The sequence below is a fragment of the Providencia sp. UF-183 genome, from assembly GCF_058246155.1.
Genome location: NZ_JBSICD010000008.1, coordinates 38,608 through 51,056, shown reverse-complemented (window position 1 = coordinate 51,056; position 12,449 = coordinate 38,608). Strand labels below are relative to the sequence as shown.

General features: G+C 42.7%; 11 protein-coding genes and 1 riboswitch. Of the genes, 5 read left to right on the top strand and 6 right to left on the bottom strand.

Annotated elements, in window-relative coordinates:
• Positions 1-234: 234 nt before the first annotated feature.
• From AC4IFT_RS09480 to AC4IFT_RS09460, 5 genes are read left to right on the top strand one after another with little or no spacing between them, the layout of a single operon-like run.
• The gene (locus tag AC4IFT_RS09480; RefSeq protein WP_273804425.1) at positions 235-933 is read left to right on the top strand and encodes a CerR family C-terminal domain-containing protein; all 699 of its coding nucleotides are present in this window, start codon (positions 235-237) and stop codon (positions 931-933) included.
• Positions 934-986: 53 nt separating this feature from the next.
• Positions 987-1,982: a secretion protein HlyD gene (hlyD, locus tag AC4IFT_RS09475; protein ID WP_490751199.1), complete on the top strand. Its 996-nt coding sequence runs from the start codon at positions 987-989 to the stop codon at positions 1,980-1,982.
• A 9-nt stretch (positions 1,983-1,991) separates the two neighbouring features.
• Positions 1,992-3,731: an ATP-binding cassette domain-containing protein gene (locus AC4IFT_RS09470; RefSeq protein ID WP_490751198.1), complete on the top strand. Its 1,740-nt coding sequence runs from the start codon at positions 1,992-1,994 to the stop codon at positions 3,729-3,731.
• The gene (locus AC4IFT_RS09465; protein WP_490751197.1) at positions 3,728-4,867 is read left to right on the top strand and encodes an ABC transporter permease; all 1,140 of its coding nucleotides are present in this window, start codon (positions 3,728-3,730) and stop codon (positions 4,865-4,867) included. The genes AC4IFT_RS09470 and AC4IFT_RS09465 overlap by 4 nt, the downstream gene beginning before the upstream one ends.
• An 8-nt stretch (positions 4,868-4,875) precedes the next feature.
• Positions 4,876-5,982 carry an ABC transporter permease gene (locus AC4IFT_RS09460; protein WP_490733160.1) on the top strand — a complete coding sequence of 369 codons (1,107 nt, stop codon included), beginning with the start codon at positions 4,876-4,878 and terminating at the stop codon, positions 5,980-5,982.
• Positions 5,983-6,168: 186 nt separating this feature from the next.
• Here the strand turns inward: AC4IFT_RS09460 and AC4IFT_RS09455 are convergent, their stop codons facing one another.
• From AC4IFT_RS09455 to AC4IFT_RS09430, 6 genes are all read right to left on the bottom strand, one after another.
• Positions 6,169-6,876, bottom strand: a complete 708-nt coding sequence (locus AC4IFT_RS09455; protein WP_490733162.1) for a Bax inhibitor-1/YccA family protein — start codon at positions 6,874-6,876, stop codon at positions 6,169-6,171.
• 134 nt (positions 6,877-7,010) lie between these two features.
• Positions 7,011-7,463, bottom strand: coding sequence for a molybdopterin synthase catalytic subunit MoaE (moaE, locus tag AC4IFT_RS09450; RefSeq protein WP_490733164.1), 453 nt, complete (start codon positions 7,461-7,463; stop codon positions 7,011-7,013).
• 2 nt (positions 7,464-7,465) lie between these two features.
• Positions 7,466-7,711 carry a molybdopterin synthase sulfur carrier subunit gene (gene moaD, locus AC4IFT_RS09445; RefSeq protein ID WP_490751196.1) on the bottom strand — a complete coding sequence of 82 codons (246 nt, stop codon included), beginning with the start codon at positions 7,709-7,711 and terminating at the stop codon, positions 7,466-7,468.
• Positions 7,711-8,187 (bottom strand): cyclic pyranopterin monophosphate synthase MoaC, encoded by a 477-nt coding sequence (moaC, locus tag AC4IFT_RS09440; RefSeq protein WP_219244257.1) that lies wholly within the window; start codon positions 8,185-8,187, stop codon positions 7,711-7,713. Before moaC ends, moaD begins: the two co-directional genes overlap by 1 nt.
• A gap of 27 nt (positions 8,188-8,214) precedes the next feature.
• Positions 8,215-9,195 carry a GTP 3',8-cyclase MoaA gene (gene moaA, locus AC4IFT_RS09435; RefSeq protein ID WP_490733167.1) on the bottom strand — a complete coding sequence of 327 codons (981 nt, stop codon included), beginning with the start codon at positions 9,193-9,195 and terminating at the stop codon, positions 8,215-8,217.
• Positions 9,185-9,325: riboswitch (molybdenum cofactor riboswitch) on the bottom strand. It overlaps the preceding gene by 11 nt.
• 389 nt (positions 9,326-9,714) lie before the next feature.
• Positions 9,715-12,384, bottom strand: a complete 2,670-nt coding sequence (locus tag AC4IFT_RS09430; RefSeq protein WP_490751195.1) for a TonB-dependent hemoglobin/transferrin/lactoferrin family receptor — start codon at positions 12,382-12,384, stop codon at positions 9,715-9,717.
• Positions 12,385-12,449 lie beyond the last annotated feature (65 nt).

Sequence of the window (12,449 nt, the reverse complement as noted above, 5' to 3'; positions counted from 1 at the left end):
TGGGGGAAGTGAGTCAGAAGAAAAAAGCGCAAACTGCCGTGCGACATTGCAAAATTCTAACATTATTTGATGGTGATAAATATATTAATTTAGTTTGGGTCATAAATTAATATAAAATTCCCTCTATATAGTATATATACTTATACAACACTATGAGTTGTCGTTTATGACCCCTTTTAAACATAAAGAGCCACTTAGAGCTTATAAAGTATGATTTAATTCTGATTTAAAGGAATGTTTATGAATATAAATTCGTCACCAACCTTGCGGGGAGAAAACGCAAAGTTACAACTACTACTTACTGCAGCGGATGTTTATGGGGAACAAGGGCTTGATGGGGCAACAACCCGCAAAATCGCACAAGCCTCAGGGCAAAACATTGCTGCCATTTCCTACTATTTTGGTTCCAAAGAAGGGCTTTATTTAGCGGTCGCAAAGATGATTGCTAAAAATATTAAAGAGAGTTTCCATGATGTGTTTAGTGCTATTGATCACTTTTTAAATCAGCCTGTTAATGAAAGAACACCTCAGGAAGCTCTCGATTTACTGCAAAAAACAGTCATCGCCTATAACTATTTTCAATTGGAAAAGAAAAACTTAAGCTTTTCTCGTATATTAGCACGTGAACAGCTTAACCCCACCGAAGCCTACACCATCATTCATGAGCAAGCTTTAGGCCCTATCCATTCACGCCTCAACCGTTTAATCGCTGTTTATATTGGGGCTGACCCCAATCACCTCACAACACTCATTCATACTCACGCCATTTTAGGTGAAACACTGTCATTTCGTATCGCGCGAGAAACCTTATTACGCCAAACAGGGTGGAAACATATCAATGAAAATGAATTTAAAATTATTAATCAAGTCCTTATTGAACATACTAATATATTATTAGCGGGGTTACGTCACCGCAAACAGATTGAAAAGTGATATGATTAAACCATTAAGTGAAATCATCTTTTAACTATTAACTAGGGTTAGCGATGAACAATAAAAGCCGTTCTATTTTTGTTTTTATTATTGTCTTATTAATCGGTACAGCAGTTGGCGGTTACTATTACTATCAATCTCAACAAGATAACTCATTAACATTATATGGCAATGTTGATGTTCGAACGGTGAATTTGAGTTTTAGAGTACCCGGCAAGCTCGTGTCCTTAACGGTTGATGAGGGCGCGCGCATTGCAAAAGGCGATAAACTTGGCCAATTGGATGATGCACCTTTTATCAATGCATTGAATAAAGCTAAAGGTATGAGAGAAAGCGCCAAAGCACAGTTAGCGTTAAAAGAGAGCGGTTACCGCACCCAAGAAGTAGCCCAAGTTGAAGCGGAGGTCGCCCAACGGCAAGCTGCTTGGCAATATGCGGATAACTTTTATAAGCGCCAACAAGGCTTAGCGGCTTCTCGCGTCATTTCAGCCAATGACCTTGATAATGCAAAAAATAATCGTAATCAAGCCTTTGCTGCTCTTCAAGCCGCTCAAGACAAACTAAACCAATACCAAAGTGGCTTTCGCCAAGAAGAGATAGCGGCGGCTAGAGGGGAATGGCTGCAAGCAGAAGCCGCCGTTGCCCAAGCTGAGCTCGATTTGCAAGATACCGTGCTGGTAGCCCCTTCCGATGGCACTATTTTGACTCGGGCCATTGAGCCGGGAACCAATGTTGGCGCCGGAAACAGTATTTTTAGTGTTACCCTTACTCACCCTGTTTGGGTGCGTGCCTATGTTAGCGAACCGCACCTTGGTAACGCCGTTCCAGGGACGAAAGTCACGCTCTATACGGATAGCCGCCCTAATCAACCCTACCATGGCACGATTGGTTTTGTTTCTCCAACCGCTGAATTTACACCTAAAAGTGTACAAACCCCTGATTTACGAACTGATTTAGTTTATCGATTACGTATTATTGTTGATGATGCAGACGATGCTTTGCGCCAAGGAATGCCTGTTACCATTAACTTTGCAGATAACAAACAATAAGAAATAGCCATGAGTGATGATTACAGCATCCGACTTCAAGGGGTTGAAAAAAGCTTTAGTGGCTTAGATTCGCCTGCGGTTGAAAGCCTCACAATAGATATTCGCGGTGGATCTGTCACCGGGTTAGTGGGTCCCGATGGCGCAGGGAAAACGACGTTAATGCGTATGCTCGCTGGGTTGCTTAAACCTGATGCAGGGCAGATTAGCGTGATGGGTTTAGACCCCATTAAAGACAGTATCGCAGTACGTGCAAACCTTGGTTATATGCCCCAAAAGTTTGGTTTATATGAAGATTTAACGGTTCAAGAAAATTTGGACTTATACGCCGATTTGCGCAGTGTTATTGGAGAAGAGCGAGAAAAAACCTACCAACAGTTACTTTCATTCACTAACCTTGCCCCTTTTACTAAGCGCCTTGCGGGTAAGCTTTCAGGCGGCATGAAGCAAAAACTGGGTTTAGCCTGTACTTTACTGGGTAAACCGAAAGTTTTGCTATTGGATGAACCGGGTGTTGGTGTCGATCCTATCGCAAGACGTGAACTCTGGCAGATGGTTCATACTCTTGCTGATGATGGAATGTTAATATTGTGGAGTACTTCGTATTTAGATGAAGCCCAGCAATGTAAAGAGGTCCTTCTCCTCAATAAAGGCCAACTGCTTTACTCGGGAAAACCTGAGTTATTAACACAAAAAATGGCGGGTCGTTCCTATTTACTTGAAGTTCCAGCCGCACAAAAACGTACGGTATTGCAAAATGCATTAGTACTTCCTGAAACAACAGATGGCGTGATCCAAGGCCGTTATGTTCGCTTAATTCTAAAACCTGATGCATCTCAAGAAAATCTGTTAAATGCACTCAATATGCAAGAAAATAAGCTAATTGCCGCACAACCACGATTTGAAGATGCGTTCATTGACCTTCTTGGTGGCGGCCCTTCCCACCGTTCAGAATTAGCGGCCATTGTGCCGCAGATCCCTGCTAATCCCCAAGAAACAGTGATCGAAGCTCGCAATCTGACTAAAAGGTTTGGTGATTTTGCAGCGACGGACCACGTCAATTTCCAAGTCAAGCGCGGGGAAATTTTTGGCCTATTAGGGCCTAATGGCGCAGGGAAATCCACCACCTTTAAAATGATGTGTGCCCTAATGAAACCCACTGAAGGGCAAGCTTTAGTGCTGGGTATGGATTTAAAAACCAGTTCTAATAAAGCAAGGCAACACCTTGGCTATATGGCACAAAAATTTTCGCTCTATGGCAATTTAAAGGTAGGGCAAAACCTAAAATTTTTCTCTGGAGTTTATGGATTGCACCATAAACAGCAGTCTAGCAAAATCCAAGAAATGGTTGATGCCTTTAGCTTTAAGCCTATTATCAATCAAATCACTGAATCCCTTCCTTTGGGCTATAAACAGCGCCTTGCCCTTGCTTGTTCACTCATGCATGAACCTGATATTTTATTTTTAGATGAACCCACTTCAGGTGTCGACCCATTAACTCGCCGAGAATTTTGGCTACATATCAATGGGATGGTAGATAAAGGTGTGACCGTAATGGTGACGACTCATTTTATGGATGAGGCAGAATATTGCGACCGAATTGGGCTTGTGTACCACGGCAAAATTATCGCAGCTGGCACACCTGATGAGCTAAAACAGCAAGTTGCTACCCGTGATAACCCAGATCCCTCTATGGAAGATGCGTTTATCGAGCTCATTATGAATTACGACAAACAACAGGGGGTAAAATGAATCATTCTACCTCTCATTTTTCATGGCGCCGACTAAAAGCGTTGTGCTGGAAAGAAACCAAACAAATTGTCCGCGACCCCAGTAGTGCCTTAATTGCAGTGTTGATCCCATTGATGCTGCTATTTATTTTTGGCTACGGCATTAACTTGGATTCAAGTAAATTACGTCTTGGCATTTTAATGGAGCAACAAAGCCAGCCTGCACGCGAGCTCGTGGATACCTTTACAGGTTCTCCTTTTGTTGATGCCACTATCAGTGATAACCGAAAAGCGTTAATCGACAAAATGCAAGCAGGTGAAATTCGTGGAATTGTCGTGATCCCAGTGAATTTTTCGGCCCAATTACTGCAACCTGAAGGGCACGCTGCGATACAAATTATCACCGATGGAAGTGAACCGAACACGGCTAACTTTGTTCAAGCTTACACCAAAGGCGTCTGGCAAATATGGCAGCAGCAACAAGGTGAAAACCGTGCAAATACAGTTTCACCATTAATTGAGCTTAATATGCGTTACTGGTTTAATGAGGCGGCAATCAGCCAACATTTTATTATTCCAGGCGCCATTAGCATTATTATCACCGTTGTGGGGGCGATTTTAACGTCACTGGTGGTTGCCCGTGAATGGGAGCGCGGCACTATGGAAGCCTTGCTTTCAACCCAAATCACTCGCACTGAATTGTTGCTCTCAAAATTATTACCTTACCAAGTTCTTGGCACTTTTGTGATGGTGCTGTGCATGGTCGTGACAACCTTTGTTCTGGGCGTACCGTATCGCGGGTCATTATTAGTGCTGTTTGTTATTACGAGCCTGTACCTTGCAACCGCCCTTGGCATGGGGCTATTAATATCAACGATTACTCGCAACCAATTTAATGCCGCGATGGTGGCCTTAAATGCGGCATTTTTGCCTGCAATTATGCTATCAGGGTTTATTTTTGAGATTGATAGCATGCCAGCCATCATTCAGTGGGTAACCTATTTTATCCCAGCACGTTACTTTGTCAGCAGCTTGCAAACGTTGTTCCTTGCAGGGGATATTTACTGGGTGTTGCTGGTTGATTTCTTATTATTGATTGCCTCTGCAATCTTATTTATTGGTCTGACGGCGCTGAAAACTCGCCGCCGTCTTGATTGAGGTGCACTATGTTTTATCGTTTATACACCTTAATTATGAAAGAGTTACAATCATTATTACAAGAGCCACAAACTCGAGTTATTTTGATTTTACCTGTTATTTTTCAAATGATTTTGTTCCCGCTTGCCGCCACATTAGAAGTAACAAATACCACTATTGCAATTTTTGACCAAGATGGCGGTAAACACGCTGTTGAGCTTACTCAACGGTTAGCCAAAGCCAGTGCATTTTCCCACGTGTTACTCGTCAAAAGTGAGCATGAAGTACGCGATACCCTCGATAACCGTAAAGCCCTGTTAGCCGTGCGTTTTAGCCAAAACTTTAGTGCAGATATCGACTCGCATTCCCCTGCAAATATGTTGTTATTACTCGATGGGCGTAATTCAAACAGTTCGCAAATTGCAGCGAATTATGTCGAACAAATTGTGATGCAATATCAGCAAGAGTTAACACAAAACCAAATCAAGCCCAATAATAGTGAGTTGGTTATTCGTAACTGGTATAACCCAAACTTAGATTATAAGTGGTTTATTGTGCCCTCTTTAGTGGCGCTCATAACAACGATTGGCGTGCTGATTGTGACCTCGCTTTCCATTGCACGCGAAAGGGAGCAAGGGACGCTGGATCAACTCCTGGTTTCCCCATTAACAACATGGCAAATTTTTATTGGTAAAGCAGTACCTGCGTTAATTGTGGCGACAGCCCAAGCAAGCCTTGTGTTGGTTATCGGCATTTTTTGTTACCAGATCCCATTTGCAGGTTCACTGCTACTGTTCTATGCCACGATGCTATTTTATGGTTTGTCATTAGTGGGGTTTGGCTTATTAATTTCAGCCCTTTGCTCGACGCAACAACAAGCCTTCATTGGGGTGTTTGTGTTTATGATGCCAGCTGTACTGCTATCTGGTTATATATCCCCAGTCGAGAACATGCCTGTTTGGCTGCAAGATATCACTTGGGTTAACCCTATTCGCCACTTTACTGAAATCACTAAACAAATCTACTTAAAAGACGCTGATTTTTCGGTGATTTTCCAAAGTTTATGGCCATTACTGATTATCGCTATCATCACCAGTTCTGCAGCGTATTATCTCTTTAGAAAGAAAATTGCCTAATGCCGTTATTAAGGTGAATAGATTTAGCGTTGTAAAGCACTTAACTAAACCCTGAATTAGCGAGTAAATAATAATCAAATTATATTTTTTGGTACGATTACCATGAAAAAACCCTTGCTACCGAAGCAACAAGGGTTTTGAGTTTTACTGGTTAAAACATTCAACTAATGAATGCGTTACTCGCAATTAGCGACGGTCACCGAAAATACGCAGTAACATCAGGAACAGGTTGATGAAGTCTAAGTATAGAGACAACGCACCCATGATGGAGTATTTACGCATTGTTTCTCTGTCATCTTCATTAATTTGTGAGCCCATTTCTTTCAGTTTTTGTGTGTCATAAGCCGTCAACGCAGCAAACAGTAACACACCACCGTAAGTGATCACCCAGTACATCATTGTGCTTTGTAGCCAGATGTTAACTAAAGAAGCCACAACGATACCAATCAGTGCCATAAACAGAAAGTTACCCATTCCTGTTAAGCTGCGCTTAGTGGTGTAGCCGTAGAAGCTTAATGCACCAAACATGACCGCAGTGATAACAAAGGTGCTCGCAACAGATTCACCAGTATACGCCGCAAGAATGACAGAAATAGTTAAACCAGTTAGTAATGAATAGAGCATAAACATGCCCGTTGCCATCATTCCACTAATTCTTTGCAGTAAGAATGAAATTCCCATTACCAAACCCAGTTCAGCAATGATCATTCCAAAAAATAAAATTTTATTTGAGGCAATGGTGAACCACAAACCGCTGCTCACTGAATACCAAGCCACAAATGCTGTCAACAGTAGACCGACTGTCATCCAGCCGTAGACCTGAGACATAAATGCCTGAACGCCAGTTTCGGCCCTCTGGACAAGAGAATCATTACGTTGATCAAACTGACCCATGATGGTTACCCTTCCGCTAAAATAAAAATCGACACAGTAAAAATACTGCAATCGGAGAAAATTAACCAAAGTCTAACACATTATTATGACATTACCATTCGGCAAATTCGTATTTTTCGGAGGAAAAAGTGCGATTACCAGCGGTTTGCTGATGCTTCATCGCTATCTTTCGCTTCAACCCAGCGTTCGTTATCTGGCAAGGTCTCTTTTTTCCAAAACGGTGCTTTCGTCTTTAAGTAATCCATAATAAATTCAGCGGCTTGAAATGCTGCATTACGGTGTGCGCTCGTCACCCCAACAAATACGATTTCTTCCCCCGGCTGCAAAGTACCAATGCGGTGAATCACACTCACACGCTGCAAAGGCCAACGTTCTCTTGCCTCTATGACAATGTTTGCTAAGGCCTTTTCCGTCATTCCTGGATAATGCTCAAGGGTTAAGGCTGCGACACTATCACCAAGGTTGTGATTGCGAACTTTGCCAGTGAAAGTAACGACAGCGCCATCACTATCACACTTCGCAAGCCACTGATATTGTTCACCAACACTAAAATTGTGTGTTTGGACAGCAATATGGGTGTTTTCCATGATTATCCCCCTGTCACCGGTGGGAAAAAGGCCACTTCATCCCCTTCCACCAGAGGATGTTCTAGGGAAACAAATGATTGATTAACTGCCGCCAGCAATTTGCCGTTTTCTAACGCCAGTGCCCAGCGATCACCTTTTTGTGACAGGGCAAAGCGTAGAGACTCAACCGTTTGATATTTTTCAGTTATTTCGAGTTTATCTGTTCCCACTAATTCGCGAACTTGTGCAAAGAATAATACGGTAATCATCATTCCACCTTAAAATGTCCAGATTTGCCGCCTGTTTTTTCTAACAAACGAACAGGGCCAATGACCATGTCTTTTTGTACTGCTTTGCACATGTCATAGATGGTCAATGCCGCTACCGAGGCCGCCGTTAATGCTTCCATCTCCACCCCAGTTTTACCGGTTAGGCGGCAACATGTTTCGATACGAACACGGTTATGTGCTTGTTCTGCTTCAAGGGTGACTTCCACTTTAGTTAACAACAGTGGATGGCATAATGGAATTAACTGCCATGTATTTTTAGCGGCTTGGATGCCTGCAATACGTGCCGTTGCAAACACATCCCCTTTATGGTGGCTGCCATCAACAATCATGGCTAAGGTTTCGGGGGTCATTGTGACATAAGCTTCTGCACGAGCTTCACGGACAGTTTCAGCTTTAGCTGAAACATCAACCATATGCGCCTCGCCCGACGCATTGAGGTGAGTCAGTTGGGACATATTTTCTCCTGAAAATCTGAAAAAGAGTTAACCGCCAATAACGGATAAATTAGGGGTAATACCGCTATCACCCATATGTAGAAAGTGCGTTTCGCGTTTGTGATGCAAACCACGTTGTATCCGCGCTTTTAGTGCTTCGTTTTGGTTATCGTCCCCTAACAAATCACGTAGAGGAATGCCATTTTCACCAAATAGGCACAAATGGAGGTTGCCTAAAGAAGATACGCGAAGGCGATTGCAGCTTTGGCAAAAGTCTTTTTCATACGGCATGATAAGACCGATTTCACCTTGGTAATCAGGATGACTAAAGACTTGAGCAGGACCATCATTGCGTGACCGAGGAAGTCGATACCAACCTTCTTCAATTAAACGGTCGCGAATGGTTTCGCCAGAAACATGAAAACGCTGGAAAACATCACTGCCATCCCCTGTTTCCATTAATTCAATAAAACGCAGTTGAATTGGGCGGTGCTTAATCCAATTTAGGAATGACTTCAGCCCGATATCGTTGACATTTTTCATCAGCACAGCGTTGACTTTCACTTTTTCAAAACCAGCCTCAAACGCAGCATCAATTCCTTTCATCACTTGGAAGAATTTGTCTTGCCCGGTGATTGCCGCAAACTGACGTGGATCTAAGCTGTCCACACTGACGTTAATCGCATTTAGACCTGCATCTTTCCATGCTTGAACGTCTCTCGCCATGCGATAACCGTTAGTGGTCACTGCAATTTTTTTGATCGCGGCATTTTCATGAATTGCGGCAATGATTTCACTGAAATCTTTGCGCATGGTAGGCTCACCGCCTGTGATACGCACTTTTTCTGTGCCTAATTCAGCGAATGCGCTGCTGACACGGCGAATTTCATCCAGTGTGAGGAATTCATGGCGGCCACTTGGCTGATAACCATTAGGTAGACAGTATGTGCAACGGAAGTTGCAAACATCTGTTATAGAAAGCCGAAGATAGTAAAATTTTCGGTCAAATTGATCGACGAGTTGCTGCATAATCACACCTTTCCAAATACGGGAGATGCAGACATTTCTATCTTGCACCCTGGTGGCTCTAAGGCCACGGCCAGAGCATCATATTTGTGGAAACAAACTTAGACGCAAAGGCTAGGAGTTTTATTTGGAACAAAGCCGCTAATTTAATAACGAAAACAGGCCACTTTGTTCACTTAATTTCTGTAAGGATTCTAGCGTATAGAATATGAAAAAGCGAATCAGAATTCGGTATATAATATAATATACAACGACTTACAGAACATCAGCGGTAATCTCCGAAGCTCTTATTATCATAGACAATTTTCTTAAAAATAGCCTAGTCACAGATACAATTTCACTTTAAATGATTAACATCTCTTATTATTTAATTAAACATTTCTTGATATAGATCTAAAATGGGGAGCAAGCTCCCCATCCTATTGTTTCCGTTATAAATATTGTTACCAATCGCTTCGTATTTCTCGCTAAGCATTATGCCAATCAAAAGCGAACGCCTATGCTCCAACTAATTGAACGTATTTAGAAACGGTACTCAATCCCGCCAGATATCGTCCTTCCACGTCCTAGCGTGTTCGCTAAGCTTTCTCCGTAGCTCACCACATAGGCCCGATTGGTTAAGTTCTCCACATTCCCGCGGATAATTAAATTATCGGTAATTGAATAACTTGCGTATAAATCCACAAGGGTATACTTCGGCCAATCCGCTAAATATGGGTAATTTGATTGTGCGGAATAGTCTTGGAAGCCGGGGGTAAAACGGATAACCATTCCACCATCCAATTTTCTATCAAAGGCACGTCCACCAAGTGTGAATGACCCTCTGTCACCGGGCAGGTTTGCTGCGCTACCAAAGATGGAGCCGCTATCACAGTTCACATAATTGTTTGCTTGCTCATCAGATTCTGCGTACCAATTACCAGGCCCCACACCTTCTGGGAATTTCAAGACGCCACCTAACCACGCACGGTTAGCACAGAATTTATTTTTGCCAATCATATGAGTGAACGTTAAATCGGCATACACAAACCCTGCATCATAGTTGAGTTGGTATTCAAACCCTCTAAAACGTGTCGTATTTAAGTTATTGCTGTACGCAGCATTTCCAATACTTGGGTTAACCAATCCTGGCTTAGTTCGGTTAATAGAAAGGTTGATGTAGTTATCAACTCGCGTATCAAAATAAGCCACTTTAGCCAATAGTCGGTCTTCTTCGAGCACCAGTTGCGGGTAATTCAGGTTCATCCCGACTTCCCACGCATTCGAACGTTCTGCTTTCAAAAATGGGTTAGGATACTGTGTTGAGGAGCTGTGAGCACTGCCCGTGGTGAGTGTTTCAGTGATCGCAGGCGGACGCCACGAACGGCCATAACTGGTAAAGAACTCCATCCATTCAACGCCGGGACGGATAGCCAGTCGAGCGTTAGGTGAAAACGCTCCTTCTGATTTATCAACATTCCAATGCTCTGTGTACATCGTGCTAGGGCAATCACGTAACCGCCTCCCCGTACATGGGTTTTCTTTGGTATAGGGAAAGATAGGATAACGCATACTGGTTTGCCCTTTAAGGGTATAGTAGTCGTAACGCACTCCCCCTTCGACGGTCAGCCAGTCATCATATTCATATGTTAAATTAGTAAACAGAGAGCTCAACGTGCGTTTTCCATCCGGTGTCACTCCTGATGCGGCTTCACGCGTTGATGAGCTACTGGCTTTATCTTGGAAAGTTTCAAAACCATAATGCGCTTTTACTACATTATTATGATTAAATTCAACCTCTGAATGATTTTCAAGTTGTAACCCGAGTGTTTTAACCCGAGTATCCATCTGGTAGCCATTATTAAAAACAGGGCTGGTTGAATAAGTTTCCGTGTCGTCCTTCGTATCGACAAAATATACTTTCCCTTTAAATTCAGTGCTCCATGGACTGTCACTAAATTGTGTATAATCAAGAGAGTAATTCTGAGTTGTCACATCACTAAATCCACTACTTTTCCACCCAAGCTTGTACGGCCATGTTTGCGTCAAATTGGTCAACGTTCCTGCATTAGGGGTTGCCACTTTGGTTTCTAAATAATTGAATTGTAAACGTTGTGACTCACTGAGATTCCAGCCTGCTTTCGCCAGATAGGACGTCATTTGGTAATTGCTATCGTTAATTCGGCTATGTTTTAAACCACGTACTAATTCGTCATAATGCCCCGTTTCATTGTTAACACGGATGTCACCAATACTGCCGTGCGTCCCTGGTTTATAGTCACCTAATCGACGTTCACTGGCGGCAAACAGTAAGTCCCCTTTTTCATTACCCAAGGCAAATGCGCTACTGCCGATAAAATGGGTATTGTTTGTCCCTGTGCTTGCGTGTAATTTTCCACCAAATGTTTTATCTTTCGATAAAAAATCAGATGCATTTACCGTATTAAATGTGGCAACACCGCCGAGTGTTCCCCCACTCCCCATCCCACTACTATTTCCTTTTTGAATTTCAACGCCAGAAAGTAGCTCAGAATCAATATACATTGAACCGTTACGCTGCCCATGGCCGCTTTTTTGGAAGTTTTGCCGCATCCCATCAATATTCATATTCACACGCCCATAATCTTGGATCCCACGAATATTCACTGATAATGACGGGTCTTGCTGGCTGACACTGGAATACACGCCCGTCGTGAGTTCCAATACATCAGCAATATGCTTCGGTGGCCTGTCTTCAATTTGCTTTTTACTGATCACACTCACCGATGAGGGGCTACTGTAAACCCAGTCCCCTTGCTGAATTTGGCTTGCAGTCACCGTAATATTATCTAGCTTGATGACTTTTTCACCCGCGGGGGAGTTAGTTACCCGATGAATAGAAATACGATTATTGTGTATTTGGTACTGAACTGGATTTGCACCAACAAGCTGCTGTAACCCTTCTTGCAAGGTTAACTGTCCTTTGATGCCTTGGCTTTTTAAGCCATTCATTTCTTGGCTATTAATAATAATTTCAACTTTTGCCTGTTGGGCAAATTGTAACAACGCGTTCTCAAGTGAGCCTGCCCCTATCGAAAATGAAATTTTCTGCTGTGCAGCCGTTATTGGTTGATTCGCGTGTGCAATGTTAAACAATGAATATGCAGGTAGTGCCCCTAATACAAGGTAAACACAGAGTGAGGCTTTTTTATATTGGTGCTTTTTTTGAGTCATTTCCCATCCCTAAAATGATAATGGTAATAAAAATCATAATCACTTAGATTAAGACGCAGAAATGC